This is a genomic window from Enterobacter cloacae complex sp. SHL009, assembly GCF_049237205.1.
In the GTDB taxonomy this organism is placed as follows: Bacteria; Pseudomonadota; Gammaproteobacteria; order Enterobacterales; family Enterobacteriaceae; genus Enterobacter; species Enterobacter cloacae_M.
In genome coordinates this window covers 238,130-256,814 of sequence record NZ_JBMKIW010000004.1, presented here as the reverse complement: position 1 = coordinate 256,814, position 18,685 = coordinate 238,130, and the positions used below count along the sequence as shown (strand labels likewise).

Here is an 18,685-nt window from a genome sequence, read left to right as displayed (position 1 = left end):
CAGGCCATGTTCCGAAGATATGGCGTAACAATGGCAACGATCACCACTCCCCGGCTTCACCTCACTCCTTTCGAACCCACTGACTGGGCCTTCTTCCGCTCGCTGCGTGAAGATCGCAGCATCATGCGCTACATGGCCGCCATCGCGCCGGAAAAAGAGACCCGCCGCGTGTTTGCCGCGCGGCTGATGGCGGAGCATGTCTTCGTGATCCGCTCTCTGGAGGACGATACGCCGCTGGGCGATATTGGCCTGCAAATCAGCCCTGAGAATAGTGAAGAGGCCGATATCGGCTATACGGTTGTGCCTGCCGCGCAGGGAAAAGGGATTGCCAGCGAGGCGCTGCGCGCGGTGTGTGATTATGCGTTCAACCAGACCGGCTTAAAGGCGATTAACGCGTACGTCCTGGCGGACAACGGCGGTTCGGTGCGCGTGCTGGAGAAAGCAGGGTTTGTGCGTACGCAGGTGCTGGAAAAGGCGTATGAAATTGACGGCGTGCGCTATGACGACTGGGTGTATCGGCTGGAGTATGCCGGCCGGCATCGGAATTAGTAGACCCGGTAAGCGAAGCGCCACCGGGCGATTAGGCTTCACTGCGGCCTGATGCCCTCACCCCGACCCTCTCCCACAGGGAGAGGGAGAACATCCAGCCCGCAGGCTCGGTAAGCGAAGCGCCACCGGGCGATTGGGCTGCACTGCGGGCTGATGCCCTCTTTACTTCAGAGATCCTTTGAGGAACTGCTGCAAACGCGGGCTTTGCGGGTTCGCCAGCACTTCGTCCGGGTGCCCCTGCTCTTCAATTTTCCCCTGATGCAGGAAGATGACGTGGTTCGAGACGTTTCGGGCGAAGCCCATCTCGTGCGTCACCACCACCATCGTTTTGCCCTCTTCGGCCAGCTTCTGCATGATGCGCAGCACTTCGCCGACGAGTTCTGGATCGAGCGCGGAGGTCGGTTCGTCAAACAGCAGCACTTCGGGCTCCATCGCCAGCGCGCGCGCGATAGAGACACGCTGCTGCTGACCGCCGGAGAGATGCACCGGGTATTTCATCTGCTGGCGCTCGTCGATACCCACTTTCGCAAGGTATTTCACCGCGCGCTCGCGGGCTTCCTGCTTGCTCAGGCCCAGCACCTGAATCGGCGCTTCCATCACGTTCTCCAGCACCGTCATGTGGCTCCAGAGGTTGAAGTGCTGGAACACCATCGTCAGGCGCGTACGCAGCAGTCGCAGCTGGTTCTTATCTGCAACCTTCAGTTGACCGTCTTTATCACGTACCAGATTGATATTCTGCCCGCTCACCACAATCGAGCCTTCACTCGGTTTTTCGAGGAAGTTAATGCAGCGCAGGAAGGTACTTTTCCCCGAGCCGGATGAGCCGATGATACTGATCACGTCGCCCGCATTCGCCTGCAGCGACACCCCTTTCAGCACTTCATGTTCGCCGTAGCGTTTGTGCAAATCAATAACGTTTAATTTGTTCTCAGCCATCATCTTTCTCAGTGCGTCGAAGAAGGTTTTATATGCTGCAACCAGCGTTTTTCAGCCTTACGGAACAGGCTTATCAGAACATAAGAGATAATTAAATAGAGCACCGCCGCAATGCCAAACGCGGTAAACGGCTGATAGGTCGCGGAGTTAATATCGCGCGCAATTTTGAGCAGATCCGGCACCGTCGCGGTAAAGGCGAGCGCGGTAGAGTGCAGCATCAAAATCACTTCGTTACTGTACGCCGGTAGTGCGATACGCAGCGCCGACGGCAGAATAATGCAGCGATAAAGCTTCACTGAGGAAAAGCCGTACGCGCGCGCCGCTTCAATCTCACCGTAAGGGACAGAGCGAATTGCTCCGGCGAAAATCTCGGTGGTGTAGGCGCAGGTGTTGAGCGTCAACGCCAGCACCGTACAGTTCAGGCCGCTGCGGAAGAACGCATTCAGCATCTCAGTGCCTTTTACGATCTCAAGCGTATACATCCCCGAATAGAACACCAGCAGCTGCACGTACAGCGGCGTACCGCGAAACACGTAGGTGAACAGCCAGATCGGGAACTGGATAAATTTATTGTTCGATACGCGGCCAATGGCAAGAAACACCGCCAGAATGCCGCCCATCACCACGGAGGAGATCAGCAGCCAGAGCGTAATCGCCACGCCGGTAAAGCGGTAGCCATCCGTCCACAGCAGCGACTTCCAGTATTCCTGAATAATCTCAATCACAGGTCAGCCCTCTTCACACCCACGGAGTAGCGACGCTCGAGCAGAAGCAGCACACCATTGGAGACGGTCGTAAAGACCAGATAAATCACGCCGCAGACCACCGCAAAGTAGAACGGCTCCCAGGTGCTCTTGCCCGCCAGCTGAGTCGCTTTCACGACGTCTTCCAGACCGAGCAGCGAGACCAGCGCTGTCGCTTTGAGGATAACCTGCCAGTTGTTGCCGATGCCCGGGAGCGCATAACGCATCATGGCCGGGAACATAATCCGACGAAACGTTTGTGAAGAGGTAAAACCAAATGCGGTTGCCGCCTCAATATGGCCTTTCGGCACGGCCATGTAGGCACCACGGAAGGTTTCGGTGAAGTAGGCACCGTAGATAAAACCGAGGGTAATAATACCGGCCACCATCGGGTCGATATCAATTTGTCCCATGCCCATCGCGTCCGTTACGCTGTTAAGCGCAATCTGCAGACCGTAAAAGATAAGCAGCATCAGCACCAGATCGGGAACGCCGCGAATAAGCGTGGTGTAGCCTTCAAATATGAGCGCCAGCGGTTTGTTAGCCGAAAGCTTCGCCCCTGCGCCCGCCAGACCTATCAGCACCGCCAGCACCACGGAGCTTATAGCCAGCTCAAGGGTGACAAGCGCGCCCTGTAAAATAACGCCAGAAAATCCGTACAGCATACCGCGAGCCCTGTCGTATCGTGAGTGGTGGAACCGTGTCTTTTCCCCTCCCACATCGGGAGGGGCCGCACGTTATTTGACGGGGCGATTAGCCGCCGTAAACATTAAAATCAAAGTACTTTTTCGCCAGCTTGTCGTAGGTGCCGTCAGCGCGCATTTCAGCAAACGCTTTGTTCAGCGCCTCACGCAGCTCGTTGTCTTCTTTGCGCAGGCCCATACCGGTGCCCACACCAAACAACTTCACGTCCTTAATAGACGGGCCGCCAAACTTGTAATCTTTACCCACCGGCGTTTTCAGGAAGCCTTCGCTTGCCGCAACTTCATCCTGGAATGCCGCATCAATTCGGCCTGCCGTCAGGTCAGCGTAGATATTTTCCTGACCCTGATAGGAGACGATTTCAATCCCCTTCGGCGCCCAGTGTTCGTTGCCGTAGGTTTCCTGCGTGGTGCCCTGCAGCACGCCGACGCGTTTGCCTTTTAGCGACTCCAGCGTTGGCTGAATATCAGAAGCTTTAGCCACCACCAGACGAGAATCGGCCGCGTAGAGTTTGTCGGTGAAGGCAATCTCCTGCTGGCGTTTTTCGGTGATGGAGAGCGAGGACATGATCACGTCGATTTTTTTCGCTTTCAGGGATGGGATCAGCGCATCCAGCGGGTTCTCAACGTAGGTACACTGTGCTTTGATGCGTTTGCACAGCTCATTGGCCAGATCAATGTCAAAACCGACCAGTTCACCCTTTGAATTCTTCGATTCGAACGGCGCATAGGTTGGATCGGTACCAATTCGGATTTTCTGCGGAATGGCTGCGAATGCCGCGGTGGCGCTGGAAAAGGCCAGTACCAGAGATAGTGACAACACGAGTTTTTTCATATTTATCCTCAACAAACTGTCTTCATACGGGATTTTTACGACGACGGGGTGGTGCTAATGTGCCATTAATCCCCTCAGTCAGGCAAAGATTAATGCCTTTCAGGCGGGAATTTTTGCATTATAAATGCGTAAGTATGCACAAAGCGATCCAGTACGGTGCAACACATGCACCGTACTGGGTCAACCGCTCCCGTAACGCACCTTTGCGGTGCGTTAGCGTCAGGTATTATTCACCGTATACGTTGAAGTCGAAGTATTTCTTCGCCAGTTTGTCGTAAGTCCCGTCTTTACGCAGCTCTGCAAAGGCTTTGTCGAAAGCGGCTTTCAGCTCGGTATCATCCTTACGCAGGCCAATACCGGTGCCGTCACCAAAGTATTTTTTGTCTTTTACCGACGGGCCAGCAAATGCATAGTCTTTACCCGCAGGCTGCTTCAGGAAGCCTTCGCTCGCGGCGACTTCATCCTGGAATGCCGCATCCAGACGGCCTGCCGCCAGGTCAGAATAAATCAGATCCTGGTTCTGATAGGCCACCACGTCTACGCCCTTCTCACGCCAGTTAGCATTGGCATAACCTTCCTGCGTCGATCCCTGAAGCACGCCGACGTGTTTGCCCTTCAGCGAATCGATGGTGGGCTTAATCGGGGAACCTTTCGCGGCAATCAGACGCGAATCCGCAGCGTAGAGCTTGTCAGAGAAGGCAATCTCCTGCTGGCGTTTTTCGGTGATGGAGAGAGAAGAGATAATGGCATCGATTTTCTTGGCTTTCAGCGACGGGATTAACGCGTCAAAGTCGCTGCCCACCCATGTGCATTTCACAGCAATGCGTTTGCACATTTCATTTCCCAGATCGATATCAAACCCCACGAAATCGCCTTTCGCATCCTTGGAAGAGAATGGCGCGTAGGTTGCGTCTGTACCGATACGAACCGTCTGTGGAAGCGCTGCGTAGCTACCTGCCGCCGCACTTAACCCCACGAGCAAAGACAGAGCCAGAACCGTCTTCTTCATACATTTACCCTCAAGTACCGTGATTTTATTATGTATTGTGTTGTGTGTTGTGTTGCAGGCTTCATCTTGCAGGTCTTATGCCACATTGCCGTCTGGTCAAAACTTCGACGTTAAATATGTTAATAAAACGTTGCGATATTGCCTTAATGGTGAAAGATAGCAGGTCTGCCGAACGAACCGGAAAGAGAAAAAGGGAAAAAACGAATTAAATGTCGAGGATATGATCGCCGTTGCATAATTGCCCTGAAACAGGGCAACGTCTCTTTTCATGCACTCTGTTTGTGCACAGAATCAGGCCCCTTGCCAGCGGGTGAAGAGATCTTCGGGCAGGTCGATGTCAAACTGATCCAGCACGCGGTTAACGGTCTGATTAATCACGTCATCCAGCGAGGTCGGGCGATGATAAAACGCCGGAACCGGCGGCATGATGACGGCCCCCAGCTCCGCAGCCTGCGTCATTAAGCGCAGATGACCGAGATGCAGCGGCGTTTCCCGCACGCAGAGCACAAGAGGACGACGCTCCTTCAGCACCACATCCGCCGCGCGCGTCACCAGGGTGTCGGTATAGCTGTTCACAATGCCGGAGAGCGTTTTAATGGAACAGGGCAGGATAACCATGCCGGCCGTTTTAAACGAGCCTGAGGAGATGCTGGCGGCGATATCACGGGCATCGTGAACCACGTCTGCCAGTGCCTGAACATCGCGCAGGGAGAGATCGGTTTCCAGAGAGAGGGTCTGCCGCGCCGCCTGGCTCATCACCAGATGGGTCTCGACTTCCGCCACGCTACGCAGAACCTGTAACAGACGTACGCCGTAGATCGCGCCGCTGGCGCCGCTGAGCCCAACAATGAGTCGTTTCATGATTTTCGCCCTTACTGATTTCAGGGCAGACTGTGCAGGATTTTGCGGGGAGTTGCAAGTGAGGGCATTCGCCCTCACTTGCCGGAGCATCAACCTTCGTTGTGCATCTCTAAGCTTTCGAGATCGTTCTGCAGCTGGACGGCTTTCGCATCGTCGTTGCGCAGCGAATCAAGATAGTCGAGGTACTGCTGGTCAACGTCTTTGGTCACGTAAATACCGTTGAACACGGAGCATTCAAACTGCTGAATTTCCGGGTTCTCGGCACGCACCGCGTCAATGAGATCGTTCAGATCCTGGAAAATCAGGCCGTCGGCACCGATGATCTGGCGAATTTCATCCACTTCACGGCCGTGAGCGATCAGCTCGTTGGCGGTTGGCATATCGATGCCGTACACGTTCGGGAAGCGAATCTCCGGCGCGGCAGAGGCCAGGTAGACTTTCTTCGCACCCGCTTCGCGCGCCATCTCGATAATCTGCTCAGAGGTGGTGCCGCGAACGATGGAGTCATCCACCAGCAGAACGTTCTTGTCGCGGAATTCCGCGCGGTTGGCGTTCAGCTTGCGGCGCACGGACTTACGGCGCAGGTGCTGGCCCGGCATGATAAAGGTGCGGCCAACGTAGCGGTTCTTCACGAAGCCCTGACGGTATGGCTTATCCAGAATGCGGGCGATCTCCAGCGCGATATCGCAGGAGGTTTCCGGGATAGGAATAACCACGTCGATGTCGAGATCGTCCCACTCGCGGGCAATTTTCTCGCCCAGCTTCGTGCCCATGTTGACGCGCGCGCTGTAGACGGAAATCTTGTCGATGAAGGAATCCGGGCGGGCGAAGTAAACGTATTCAAACAGGCACGGGTTGCTGACCGGATTATCGGCACACTGGCGGGTAAACAGCTGGCCCTTCTCGGTGATATAGACCGCTTCGCCCGGCGCAACGTCACGCAGGAACTCGAAGCCCAGGGTATCCAGCGCCACGCTCTCAGAGGCAACCATGTATTCGGTACGGCCATCGCCGAGGTCGCGCTTACCGAGCACCAGGGGACGAATGCCGTTTGGATCGCGGAAGGCTACCATTCCGTGACCGATAATCATCGCCACGCAGGCGTACGCGCCGCGGATCTGGCGGTTGGTCGCGGCAATGGCAGCAAAGATGTTGTCTGCTTCCAGCGGGTAGTGACGGAAGTTATCCAGCTCGCTGGCGAACACATTGAGCAGGATTTCAGAATCAGAGGTGGTGTTAATGTGGCGACGTTTCTCTTCGAACAGCTTTTTACGCAGCTCATGCGCGTTGGTCAGGTTGCCGTTATGAGCAAGGGTGATGCCATACGGTGAGTTGACGTAGAAAGGCTGTGCCTCAGAGGCGCTGGAACTGCCAGCAGTAGGATAACGAACGTGACCGATCCCCATATTACCTTGCAGACGCTGCATATGGCGGGCTTCAAACACATCGTTTACCAGGCCATTGGCCTTGCGTAAACGGAAGCAGTTGTTTGCATCAATGGTGATGATACCCGCAGCATCCTGCCCACGGTGCTGAAGCACCGTTAACGCGTCATAAATCGACTGGTTTACCGGCATGAAACCGGCGATACCGACAATACCGCACATTCGTCTTTTCCTCGTTAAGCCACATCTCAGGGTTTATGCCCTGGGCAAAAAACTCGACGAGCTTTGCAGATAGTCAAAGAACCATCTGATGATGAAGCTGAACTCTGGAATGAGCTGCGATTTCTGCCAGTCTTCGCTTTTGGAGAACCCGGTGAAGGTATCCAGGAAGAACAGGATCGCGGCCACAATCAGCACGCCTCGTAACGCTCCGAAACAGATCCCGAGCACCCTGTCCGTTCCTGACAGACCGGTTTTCTCGACCAGCTGACCTATCACGTAATTCACGATAGCGCCGACAATCAGCGTTGCGATAAACAGCACCGCGATGGCAATTCCGTTTCGGACCAGTTCATCTTCAAAGCCCGTGAACCAGACAGACAGGTAAGTGTAGTAATGACTGGCAACAAAGAAAGCACAACCCCAGGTTACCAGCGATAACGCTTCACGAACAAAGCCACGGATCAGGCTAACCAGACAGGAAAAACCAATCACCGCAATGATGGCGTAATCAATCCAGACCATATGTGTCCCACGATTTAACGCCCTGTCATCCAGTTCGGGGCGAATTCTAACAGAAAAAGAAAACGTTTGCGTAGGGATTTCCTTCCCGCGCGTAAATAAAAAAGGCGCTGAAAAAATGTTCAACGCCGTTGGCTCATTACGTCTCTTTGGACGTCTGCCATTCCCCCTCACCCCAGCCCTCTCCCTCAAGGGAGAGGGAGCAAACCATCCCCTCGCCCCTCTGGGGAGAGGGTTAGGGTGAGGGGTAGATCTTATCAGTTCGCGCTGTAGCCCATCACCACACCGCTCAGGCCGGAGATTTGCTTCAGCTCACCGAGCGAACCTTTAAGCTTATCTTTGGACGCTTCTGGCCCCACGAGGATACGGGTAATTTTACCCTGCACCGGCGTGGAAGGTGAAGTGTAAACACGATATCCCGCACTGCGCAGTTTGCTCACGACCTCGTTGACCTTATCGGCGTTTTTCAGCGCGCCGAGCTGCACAACGTATGCTTTTCCGGTCGGCGCTGCGTCTTGTTTTGCCGGCGGCGGGGCTTCTGACGCGGCAGCCAGCTGCTCTGCGGCTTTATCCCGCTGCGGTTTTGACTGCGGCTGCGGCTTCTCAACCGGCTTCGGTTTTTCAACAGGTTTAGGCTGCTCTACCGGCACCGGATCGATATCGCTGCTGCTCGCTGCCGCCAGGCGTGACGGATCGAGCGACGGTGCGGCGGCATCGCCTGCACGCACCTCTTCCGCCGCCCCTTCCGGAGGCTGAGCAGGCAGCGCCTGCGTCGCCGCTGGCAGCATATCAGGCTCATCGCGGTCACCCGGTTTCGGCACCAGCGGAATAGCGGCAAACTCATCCTGATAATGCTTTTTCTGCCCGTCGAGCAGACCCGGGAGAATAATCACCCCGAGCGCGACCAGCACAATGGTTCCTGTTAAACGGTTCTGAAACTTACTCGCCACCGGTTCTCCCCGCGTCCATCACTTCCATGACATGTGCCACCGTGTGGAATGAACCACACACCAGCACGGTATCTTCTGGTTTAGCATCCGCCATCGCGGCATGCCAGGCCTGAGCCACGCTACTATAGATTGCGCCTTTGCCGAGATGTTCCATCAGCTGCTCAGCCGTCGCGCCGCGCGGCCCCTCCAGAGGAGCACAATACCAGCTATCGACCACAGTCTCCATGCAGGCCAGCGTCCCGCCGATATCTTTATCATGAAGCATACCGATAACCGCCAGCACGCGCCCGGTTTTTGGTAACGATTTGAGACGTCCCGCGAGATACGCCGCCGCATGCGGGTTATGCGCCACGTCCAGAATCAGGCGCGGTGACTCGCTGACAATCTGGAAACGCCCGGGCAGAATTGCGCTCTGAATACCGTCGCGGATCGCCCGCTCGCTGACCACGAGGCCGCTGGCGCGCAGTGCCGCCAGCGCGGTTGCCGCGTTCGGCTGCGGCACCTGCGGCAGCGGCAGGTTGTCCAGCGCACCCTGCCCATCGCTGAAGCGCCAGCCGTTATCCTGAACCTCATACTGCCAGTCAACGCCGCGGCGCAGCAGACGCGCGCCCTTCTCGTTTGCCACGTCAGCAATGGTGTACGGCATGTCCGGCTCGCCGACCACGGCGGGTTTATTCGCCCGGAAAATACCTGCCTTCTCGCGGCCAATGCTTTCACGATCCGGTCCCAGCCAGTCGATATGGTCCAGCGCGATGCTGGTGACCACCGCCACGTCCGCATCCACCATATTGGTCGCATCAAGACGTCCGCCGAGGCCGACCTCAAGGATCACGACATCCAGCTGCGCCTGTTTGAACAGCCACAGCGCCGACAGGGTGCCGTATTCAAAATAGGTTAATGAGATCTCACCGCGTGCGGCTTCAATTTCCGCGAACGACGCCGTATGCGCCGATTCCGGCAGCTCGCTGTTCTGCACGCGAACGCGCTCGGTGTAGCGGACCAGGTGTGGAGAGCTGTACACACCAACTTTGTAACCCGCGGCCATCAGGACAGATTCCAGCGTGCGGCAGGTCGTGCCTTTACCGTTGGTACCCGCGACGGTGAACACGAAAGGTGCCGGTTTGAGCACATCAAGACGCGCGGCGACCTGGCTTACGCGCTCAAGCCCCATATCGATGGTTTTACTGTGCAGGTTTTCCAGATAAGAAAGCCACGCGGCCAGGGGCGACGTGGCTTGGGGAATGCTTTTATTTTCCATAATGCCCGGTTGTCATTAACAGATTAGAAAGCAAAAGGGCAGCGCCAACCGGCCCTGCCCTTTTCAGTTATCAGGCCTCGGGTTCCTGATCCGGTACCACCACGCCTTCGCGCGGCTCATCCGGGTTCGGCGCTGGCAGATTCATCAGCTTCGCCAGGATGCTCGCCAGCTTCAGGCGCATTTCCGGACGGCGGACGATCATATCGATAGCGCCTTTCTCAATGAGGAACTCACTGCGCTGGAAGCCCGGCGGCAGTTTTTCACGAACGGTTTGCTCGATAACGCGAGGACCGGCAAAGCCGATCAGCGCTTTTGGCTCAGCGATGTTCAGATCGCCCAGCATCGCGAAGCTCGCGGAGACGCCGCCCATGGTTGGGTCGGTCAGCACGGAGATGTACGGCAGACCGCGCTCCTGCATCTTCGCCAGCGCAGCAGAGGTTTTCGCCATCTGCATCAGCGACATCAGCGCTTCCTGCATACGCGCACCGCCGGAGGCAGAGAAGCAGATCAGCGGACAGTTGTCTTCCAGCGCCTGCTCAACGGCACGCACGAAGCGCGCACCGACCACGGAGCCCATTGAGCCGCCCATAAAGGAGAACTCAAACGCAGCGGCAACAGCCGGCATCCCATGCAGGGTGCCTTTCATAACGACCAGCGCATCTTTCTCGCCGGTCTCTTTCTGTGCAGAGGCCAGACGATCTTTGTATTTTTTGGAATCGCGGAACTTCAGCACGTCTTTTGGCTCAAGTTCGCTACCCAGCTCTACCAGAGAGCCTTCGTCCAGCAGGCTATGCAGGCGGTTGCGCGCCGACATACGCATATGGTGGTCACACTTCGGACACACCTCAAGGTTGCGCTCCAGCTCTGCGCGGTACAGAACCTGACCGCAGCTATCACACTTCGTCCATACCCCTTCAGGAATGCTCGCTTTGCGCGTTGGGGTAATGTTGCTTTTAATTCGTTCAATCCAGCTCATTGATAACCTTTCTGCCTGAACCTGGTCGTATGCCAGTTTTGCTATAAGAGGCGAATAATGCCATTTTTGCCTCCAACAGACCATGAATGTTGCACATTAAAACATAACAGCCCGAAACTTTGGATAAAAAAGTGGTCGAACCGCCAGCGTGCATTTACTTCGCTTGTTTTGCCGCCGCACGTTTGTGACGAATAATTTCGATAACGCCCGGCAGTACGGAAAGCACAATAATCGCTACAATCAGTAACTTAAGGTTTTCCTGCACCACCGGGAGATCGCCAAACAGATAGCCTGCGTAGGTAAACAGCAGTACCCACAGCAGCGCGCCAACCACGTTGTATGCCGCAAAATGACGATAGGACATATGCCCCATTCCCGCCACAAACGGTGCAAATGTACGCACAATAGGCACAAAACGCGCAAGGATAATGGTTTTTCCACCATGGCGTTCATAAAACGCATGGGTTTTGTCTAAATAGCTGCGGCGGAAAATTTTCGAATCCGGATTGCTGAACAGCCGCTCACCGAATACCCGTCCAATCGTGTAGTTGACCGCATCACCGACAATGGCGGCAATCACCATCAGTATCACCATAAGGTGCACGTTCAGATCGTTAGTGGGCAGCGCCGATAACGCCCCGGCAACGAACAGCAGTGAATCCCCTGGCAGGAATGGGGTAACGACCAGTCCGGTTTCACAAAACAGAATGAGGAACAGAATGGCATAAACCCAGACGCCATACTGCGCGACCAGCTCCGCCAGGTGAACATCAATATGCAGGATGAAATCAATCAGAAAACGTATTACGTCCATATTGTCTAAGCCCTAATTGCACCTTTGTTTAGTCCGCTAAAAATAGCGGGCCCATTGGCGGTTTCGGCAGGTCAAATCGATCCGGATAGTCTACTGAGACCAGATACAATCCTTCCGCTTTCGCCGTGGCTGCCGCAAGCGTTCTGTCCTTCGCTGCCAGCAGGTCTGCAATCCAGCTCTCCGGCTGGTGTCCGGCACCCACTTCCATCAGGCTGCCCACAATATTCCTAACCATATGATGTACAAAGGCATTGGCTTTGATATCCACCACCACATACGCGCCAAAACGGCTGACGTTTATGTGCATGACGTTTCGCCACGGCGTGCGGGACTGACACTGCACCGCACGAAACGACGTAAAGTCATTTTCACCAATCAGACACTGCGCCGCGCGATGCATACGTTCCGCATCAAGCGGTTCATAAAAATGCGTCACGCCCTGGCTTAACACCGCCGGACGCAGGCGCTGGTTATAGATGACATAACGGTAGCGACGCGCCGTGGCGCTGAAGCGCGCGTGAAAATCATCCGGCACAGCTTTTACCCAACGCACCGCAATGTCACCAGGCAAATTCGCATTTACACCCAGCGTCCAGGCGGCATCCTTACGCACGGCGGTGGTTTCAAAGTGAACCACCTGCCCCGTACCGTGAACACCCGCGTCCGTACGGCCCGCGCACAGGACGTTGATCGGCTCGTTTGCCACCTGAGAGAGCGCTTTCTCCAGCTTCTCCTGGACGCTGCGCACCTCGTTCTGACGCTGCCAGCCATAATATTTACTGCCATCGTACTCAATTCCGAGGGCAATTCTATGGACCGGCTTTTGTTCCACGTCTGACATCAGTACAGGTACTCCTGCACCAGTTTTTCAGCGATTTTGACCGCCATCAGCGCGCCGCCGAAGCGAACGTTATCGGCAACGGACCAGAACTGAACCTGCTCCGGCATGCCGTAATCGTTACGCACGCAGCCAACGGAAAGATGCGCGCTACCGGTGGCATCACCCACCTGGGTCGGGAACTCGCTCTCTTCAGAGAGCACGATGTCTTCACCGCGGCCAAACGCGTCGCGCGCCTCTTCTGCCGCCAGCGGACGAAGGGCTTCAAAGCCGACCATCTGCGCGTGGCCGTAGAAGACTGGGGACTGCACGACGTTCGCGGAGATCATCAGGCCATCGTCCTGCAGAATTTTACGCACTTCATCGACGATACGACGCTCTTCGCGCACGGAGCCCTCGCGGTCCGGCAGCAGCGGCAGCATGTTGAACGCCAGCTGGCGACCAAAGAAATCATCTTCGTCAATCGGGATACCGTTCAGCAGCTTCGCGCTCTGCCCGGCCAGCGCGTCAACGGCCTTTTTGCCGTTCGCGGACGCGGACAGCAGGCTGGTGACGGTAATGCGCGACAGGCCGCCGTCGTCGATCAGCGGTTTCAGCGCGGTCAGCAGCTGGCTGGTGAGGCTGTTCGGAACCGCAATAACGTTACGGTTGCGGTAGTCAGCCAGCACAAACGGGTTCACGTCCGGCACCACCAGCGGCACATCCGGCTCCATTGAGAACAGACCGCTCAGGTCGATCACCAGGCAGCCTGCGTTGGTCGCCTCTTCAACGTACGCAGCCGTCGCTTCAGCGCCCGCGGCGAAAAACGCCAGCTGCGCCTGCGTCCAGTCGAACGCGGCCGCGTCCTGGACCATGACGGATTTACCGTTAAAACGCAGATGCTCACCTGCGCTGTCGGTACGGGCCAGCGCATAGATATCGCCCACCGGGAACTGACGCTCAGCAAGGGTTTCGAGCAGGGCTTCGCCCACGGCACCCGTGGCACCTAAAATGGCAATGTTCCAGCCTTCAGACATGGTGGTTTACTCCAGAAATAAAAAAGCGTCCCTGTCGGAGTATCCGACAGGGAGCATTAAGAAGACATTAATGCGCCGGGTGATGAACGGCGTTAAATCCCAGCTTATGCAGCAGCGTCGCCGCCGACGCGTCGTCGCACATTACATACAGGGAAGACCACTCGCGGCGCTCAACGTAGTTCTTGCGCAGCTTATCAAACTCACCCGGGATCCCCGCCACTTTACGCAGCAGCGCATCATCGCGGCGCACATCATACACCAAATGCACCAGCCTTTTCAGCGTTGCCTGATCGAGCGGGCCGTGCAGGGTAATGCGGCCAAATTCAGGCGCGGGGAGTAAGGTATCCAGCGCCACCTGCTGCGGATGGCCGATAAAAGCGCTGTAGGCTTCGAAGACCTGCGTGGTACCGCGTGCTTTGCCTTCCAGGGTATAACCGGCGATATGCGCCGTGCCCACGTCCACCTTGCTAAGCAGCTCAACGTTGAGATCCGGCTCCGGCTCCCAAACGTCCAGCACCACGCTGAGGTCTTGTCCTTCGTTCAGGCATGTCAGCAGCGCAGCGTTATCTACGACCGGGCCACGGCAGGCATTTATCAGAATAGTGCCAGCCTTCAGACGACGGATCAGCGCCTCGTCAGCAAGATGCAGCGACTTATACGGCCCCTCTTTAAACAGCGGCGTGTGGAAAGTCAGCACGTCACACTGTTCAACCAGCTCATCCAGCGAGCGGAAATCCCCGTCATCGCCGTTGTCTTTACGCGGCGGATCGCACAGCAGCGTGCGGATCCCTAACGCTTCCAGGCGCTTTTGCAGGCGCCCGCCGACGTTACCCACGCCGACAATCCCCACGGTGCGGTCCTTCAGCGCAAAACCGTCGCGCTCGGCCAGCATCAGCAGGGAGGAGAAAACGTATTCCACAACGGCGATGGCGTTACAGCCCGGCGCTGCGGAAAAACCGATTCCGGCCTGCTTCAGCCATTTATCATCCACATGATCGGTCCCTGCCGTTGCGGTCCCAACGAACTTAATCGCCTTACCGGCGAGCAACGCCTCATTTACTTTGGTCACCGAGCGCACCATCAGGGCGTCGGCATCGTCCAGTTCGTTGACCGGGATCGGGCGACCAGGAACAGCCTTTACGTTACCCAGGCGGCTAAATAGCTCACGGGCGTAAGGCATATTTTCATCAACGAGGATTTTCACGTCTGAGTACCTGTTTGAGAGGAAGAAAACCTGCCAAGTGTGCCATAATCTGGCCGCCAGGCATATACGTCTGCCAGGTTTACGCTGAGTTTTGACTTTAAGGATTTTTGACGATGCAGCCCATTTCAGGTACGCCGCCACGCCCTCCGGGTGAAGGCCCGGTCACGCCAAACGTTGCCGGTGAACAACCGCTATCCACGCAACAGCGCACCGTGCTGGAGCGACTGATCACGCGCCTGATTGCGCTGACTTCGCAGCAGAACGCGGAAGTCTGGGCCGGGGTAAAGCATGATTTAGGCGTGAGAAACGACGCACCGCTGCAGTCGCGCCATTTCCCGGCGGCCGAACAAAATCTGAACCAGCGTATTACGACCGCGCAGCAGAACCACACCACCCGCCAGATTGTTTCTCAGCTGACGGAGCTGCTGGGTCAGGGAAATAACCGCCAGGCGGTAAGTGATTTTATTCGCCAGCAGTATGGTCAGACCGCGCTGGGCCAGCTGACGCCCGACCAGCTCAAAACCGTGCTGACCCTGCTGCAGAATAACGAGCTGTCTATTCCGCAGCCACAGGTGCGCCCGGCGACCGAGCGTCCGCTGCTGCCCGCGGAGCACAATACGCTCAAGCAGATGGTGACGAAGCTGGCAGCGGCCACCGGCGAGCCGACGAAGCTTATCTGGCAATCCATGCTGGAGCTGTCCGGCGTGAAGGCGGGTGAGTTAATCCCGGCCAAACAGTTTACGCATCTGGTGACCTGGCTTCAGGCGCGCCAGACGCTCAGCACCCAGAATGCCCCTACCCTGCATACCGTCCAGGCGGCACTGAAGCAGCCGCTTGAGCCGCACGAGTTTGAAGTCATTCGTGATTACGCCCAGCAAAACTGGCAGGCCACGCCGCAAACGGTACTGACCACCGCGCAGGTGCAGGATCTGCTCAATCAAATCTTCGTTCGCCGCGCCGAGCGCGAGGGCGGCGTGCCGGAGGTGAGAAACATTCAGCCGATCTACAGCCCGCTGTTTGCGCCAGTCGTGGAGACGTTCAGAACGCTCTCTGCACGTCCGGGATTGATGTTTATTGCGCTACTGATTGCGCTGGCGATTTTCTGGCTGGTTGCTTAACACTGCCGGGTGGCGGCTTCGCCTTACCCAGCCTACGGCTAGTGCGGTTGTAGGCCCGGTAAGCGAAGCGCCACCGGGCAAAAACTACGATCTGCGAAACGCCACCAGCGTCACCACGATCCCAACCACCGCAGAAACCGCACCGGCCAGAAAGACGGACGGATAACCAAACGAGGTGGCTAACACCCCGGCCAGCGGTCCGGTTACCCCGTATGAGATATCCTGAAACGCCGCATATCCGCCCAGCGCCGTACCGCGCACCTGCGGGGCCACGCGCTTCACCACTTCAACGCCCAGCGCCGGGAAGATCAGTGAACAGCCGCAGCCGGTCAGCGCCGCGCCAAGCAGCGCAACGGATGCCACGGGTGCATTCCACAGCAGCAGCAGACCGATGGTTTCAATCACCAGCGACGCCACCGCCACCTTCACGCCGCCAAAGCGATCCGGCATCCAGCCGAAGAAGACACGCATCAGCACAAACGCGCCGCCAAACGCAGTAAGCGTAAAACCGGCCATCGCCCAGCCGCGGCTCATAAAATAGAGCGAGACGAAGGTACCGATCACCGCAAAACCCACACCCTGCAGCGCCAGGCCAAGACCCGGCTGCCAGATCTGGCCGACCACGCTCCACAGGGAAGGTCGCTCGCCTTTGTGCGCGGGCACCTTACGCACCGAACCGTTAAACGCCCACGCCAGCAGGGGTAAAGCCATCGTGATGGCAGCCAGCGCCGCAAACCCAAACTGGCTATTGATCAGCAGCCCAAGCGGTGCGCCTGCGGCCAGCGCGCCATAGATGGCCATACCGTTCCAGGACATCACCTTGCCGGAGCGTGCGGGCCCCACCAGCCCCATTCCCCAGGTCAGGGTGCCGGTCAGCAGCTGGCTTTCACCAAAGCCCAGGATTAAACGGCCCAGCACCAGCAGCGCAAACTTATACGCGGCGTCTACCGGCAGGAGAGCAGCCAGCAGCCATGCGCCGCCCGCCAGCCCACAGGCAAACATCCCCTGTAACGCCGAGCGTTTTGCACCGTGCTGATCCGCCAGCCGTCCGGCGTAGCCGCGGGTCAATACCGTGGCTAAAAACTGAATGCCCACGGCAATGCCGACCATGGTGTTGCCATAGCCAAGCTCCTGATGAACGAACAGCGGGATCACCGGCAGCGGCAGGCCAACGGTCATATAGGTCAGAAATACCGCGAAAGCGATACGGAACAGCGAGACGTTCGCTGAAGAGGTTGTTTCTGTTTGAGTTACTGCAGTCATGCTTTACTCCGAAATGAAGAGTAAGGCGGGGAAATGCCACGCCCCCTCTACCTGATAATCAGGATTAAGGTGCGTTGGTTGACGTTAAACGCTTACGCATTATCGTGAGGATAATGTTGAGGGGTGAAGTTTGCCTGTGAGATCAGCCGCTTGTCAATGCATAAAAAAGGGAGCCTTATGGCTCCCTTTCGGAATCAAACGTAAAACTTATGCTTTCAACTTACGCATAACCAGCGTGGCGTTGGTGCCACCAAAGCCGAAGCTGTTTGACATGACGGTGGTCAGCGTCGCGTCCATTGGTTTGGTCACGATGTTCAGGCCAGCAGCCTGCTCGTCCATCTCATCAATGTTGATGCTTGGCGCGATGAAGCCGTTTTCCAGCATCAGCAGAGAGTAGATCGCTTCCTGCACGCCAGCCGCACCCAGCGAGTGGCCGGTCATGGCTTTGGTCGCGGAGATCGCCGGGCTGTTGTCGCCGAAGACTTCACGGATCGCACCCAGTTCTTTCACGTCGCCTACCGGAGTAGAGGTACCGTGGGAGTTCAGGTAGTCGATTGGGGTGTCAACGCCGTGCATCGCCATCTTCATGCAGCGCACCGCGCCTTCGCCGGATGGCGCAACCATGTCGGCGCCGTCAGACGTCGCACCGTAGCCCACGATTTCAGCGTAGATATGCGCGCCACGTGCCAGAGCATGCTCCAGCTCTTCAACCACAACCATACCGCCGCCGCCAGCGATAACGAAACCGTCACGGTGCGCATCATAGGTACGGGAGGCTTTATCCGGGGTTTCATTGTATTTGGTGGACAGTGCGCCCATCGCGTCGAATTCACAGGCCATTTCCCAGCCCAGCTCTTCGCCGCCGCCAGCAAATACGATGTCCTGTTTACCCAGCTGGATCTGCTCAACAGCATTACCGATGCAGTGCGCGGAGGTCGCACACGCGGAGCTGATGGAGTAGTTCACACCGTGGATTTTGAATGGGGTCGCCAGGCACGCGGAAACCGCAGAACCCATGGCTTTGGTTACCACGTACGGACCTACTGCTTTCAGACCACGCGGGCTACGCATTGCGTCAGCGCCGAATACCTGCGCTTTTGATGAGCCGCCGGAACCGGCGATCAGACCCACGCGCGGGTTGTTCTGATAAACCTCTTCGCTCAGGCCGGAATCTTTGATCGCTTCCTGCATGGAGAGATAAGCATAAATAGAGGCATCGTTCATGAAACGAACCACTTTGCGGTCAATCAAACCGGTGGTGTCCAGTTTGACATTACCCCATACGTGGCTACGCATACCTGAATCTTTAAACTCTTCAGAGAAAGTGATCCCGGAGCGTCCTTCACGCAGAGATGCCAGGACTTCCTGCTGGTTATTACCGATGCTGGAAACAATGCCCAGGCCAGTAATCACTGCACGTTTCATTCAATACCTCTGTAAGTCGCACTATAGTAAGTTTCGAGTCGCACAATAGCGTACACTTGTACG

19 protein-coding genes are annotated in these 18,685 nt (G+C 56.7%); 2 read left to right on the top strand and 17 right to left on the bottom strand.

Annotated elements, in window-relative coordinates:
• Positions 1-30: 30 nt before the first annotated feature.
• Entirely contained in the window at positions 31-549 is a 519-nt protein-coding gene (locus tag ACOTZC_RS12240; RefSeq protein WP_045402687.1) for a GNAT family N-acetyltransferase, read from the top strand.
• Between the two features lie 162 nt (positions 550-711).
• On the opposite strand, the gene hisP is transcribed toward ACOTZC_RS12240, so the two are convergent.
• The 15 genes from hisP to pdxB form a co-directional block, all read right to left on the bottom strand.
• Positions 712-1,485 carry a histidine ABC transporter ATP-binding protein HisP gene (gene hisP, locus ACOTZC_RS12235; RefSeq protein ID WP_045354320.1) on the bottom strand — a complete coding sequence of 258 codons (774 nt, stop codon included), beginning with the start codon at positions 1,483-1,485 and terminating at the stop codon, positions 712-714.
• A gap of 8 nt (positions 1,486-1,493) precedes the next feature.
• Complete coding sequence (locus tag ACOTZC_RS12230; RefSeq protein ID WP_008502590.1) at positions 1,494-2,210, bottom strand: ABC transporter permease; 717 nt, start codon at positions 2,208-2,210, stop codon at positions 1,494-1,496.
• A complete protein-coding gene (locus ACOTZC_RS12225) occupies positions 2,207-2,893 on the bottom strand; it encodes a histidine ABC transporter permease HisQ (protein WP_014832782.1) in 687 nt (228 codons plus the stop codon). Before ACOTZC_RS12225 ends, ACOTZC_RS12230 begins: the two co-directional genes overlap by 4 nt.
• Positions 2,894-2,981: 88 nt before the next feature.
• The gene (hisJ, locus tag ACOTZC_RS12220) at positions 2,982-3,764 is read right to left on the bottom strand and encodes a histidine ABC transporter substrate-binding protein HisJ (RefSeq protein ID WP_023336423.1); all 783 of its coding nucleotides are present in this window, start codon (positions 3,762-3,764) and stop codon (positions 2,982-2,984) included.
• Between the two features lie 226 nt (positions 3,765-3,990).
• Positions 3,991-4,773, bottom strand: coding sequence for a lysine/arginine/ornithine ABC transporter substrate-binding protein ArgT (argT, locus tag ACOTZC_RS12215; RefSeq protein ID WP_047174239.1), 783 nt, complete (start codon positions 4,771-4,773; stop codon positions 3,991-3,993).
• Positions 4,774-5,064: 291 nt separating this feature from the next.
• A complete protein-coding gene (locus ACOTZC_RS12210) occupies positions 5,065-5,634 on the bottom strand; it encodes a UbiX family flavin prenyltransferase (RefSeq protein WP_023312561.1) in 570 nt (189 codons plus the stop codon).
• A gap of 89 nt (positions 5,635-5,723) precedes the next feature.
• Entirely contained in the window at positions 5,724-7,241 is a 1,518-nt protein-coding gene (gene purF / locus ACOTZC_RS12205) for an amidophosphoribosyltransferase (RefSeq protein ID WP_021241570.1), read from the bottom strand.
• 33 nt (positions 7,242-7,274) lie between these two features.
• Positions 7,275-7,763, bottom strand: coding sequence for a colicin V production protein (cvpA, locus tag ACOTZC_RS12200; RefSeq protein ID WP_000262116.1), 489 nt, complete (start codon positions 7,761-7,763; stop codon positions 7,275-7,277).
• 254 nt (positions 7,764-8,017) lie between these two features.
• Positions 8,018-8,710, bottom strand: a complete 693-nt coding sequence (dedD, locus tag ACOTZC_RS12195; protein ID WP_163354042.1) for a cell division protein DedD — start codon at positions 8,708-8,710, stop codon at positions 8,018-8,020.
• Positions 8,700-9,968, bottom strand: a complete 1,269-nt coding sequence (folC, locus tag ACOTZC_RS12190) for a bifunctional tetrahydrofolate synthase/dihydrofolate synthase (protein ID WP_109846067.1) — start codon at positions 9,966-9,968, stop codon at positions 8,700-8,702. The genes dedD and folC overlap by 11 nt, the downstream gene beginning before the upstream one ends.
• A gap of 70 nt (positions 9,969-10,038) precedes the next feature.
• Positions 10,039-10,944, bottom strand: coding sequence for an acetyl-CoA carboxylase, carboxyltransferase subunit beta (gene accD, locus ACOTZC_RS12185; RefSeq protein WP_023312564.1), 906 nt, complete (start codon positions 10,942-10,944; stop codon positions 10,039-10,041).
• Between the two features lie 154 nt (positions 10,945-11,098).
• A complete protein-coding gene (locus ACOTZC_RS12180; RefSeq protein ID WP_045402676.1) occupies positions 11,099-11,758 on the bottom strand; it encodes a DedA family protein in 660 nt (219 codons plus the stop codon).
• 28 nt (positions 11,759-11,786) lie between these two features.
• A complete protein-coding gene (truA, locus tag ACOTZC_RS12175; protein ID WP_023312566.1) occupies positions 11,787-12,599 on the bottom strand; it encodes a tRNA pseudouridine(38-40) synthase TruA in 813 nt (270 codons plus the stop codon).
• Positions 12,599-13,612: an aspartate-semialdehyde dehydrogenase gene (locus tag ACOTZC_RS12170; protein WP_039263237.1), complete on the bottom strand. Its 1,014-nt coding sequence runs from the start codon at positions 13,610-13,612 to the stop codon at positions 12,599-12,601. The genes truA and ACOTZC_RS12170 overlap by 1 nt, the downstream gene beginning before the upstream one ends.
• A gap of 67 nt (positions 13,613-13,679) precedes the next feature.
• Positions 13,680-14,816 carry a 4-phosphoerythronate dehydrogenase PdxB gene (gene pdxB, locus ACOTZC_RS12165; protein ID WP_047174237.1) on the bottom strand — a complete coding sequence of 379 codons (1,137 nt, stop codon included), beginning with the start codon at positions 14,814-14,816 and terminating at the stop codon, positions 13,680-13,682.
• A 113-nt stretch (positions 14,817-14,929) separates the two neighbouring features.
• On the opposite strand from pdxB, the gene flk reads away from it, so the two are divergent.
• Positions 14,930-15,934 (top strand): flagella biosynthesis regulator Flk, encoded by a 1,005-nt coding sequence (gene flk / locus ACOTZC_RS12160; protein ID WP_047652584.1) that lies wholly within the window; start codon positions 14,930-14,932, stop codon positions 15,932-15,934.
• A gap of 84 nt (positions 15,935-16,018) precedes the next feature.
• On the opposite strand, the gene ACOTZC_RS12155 is transcribed toward flk, so the two are convergent.
• Positions 16,019-17,197, bottom strand: a complete 1,179-nt coding sequence (locus ACOTZC_RS12155) for an MFS transporter (protein WP_047174235.1) — start codon at positions 17,195-17,197, stop codon at positions 16,019-16,021.
• A gap of 207 nt (positions 17,198-17,404) precedes the next feature.
• Entirely contained in the window at positions 17,405-18,622 is a 1,218-nt protein-coding gene (gene fabB, locus ACOTZC_RS12150; protein ID WP_023312571.1) for a beta-ketoacyl-ACP synthase I, read from the bottom strand.
• Positions 18,623-18,685 lie beyond the last annotated feature (63 nt).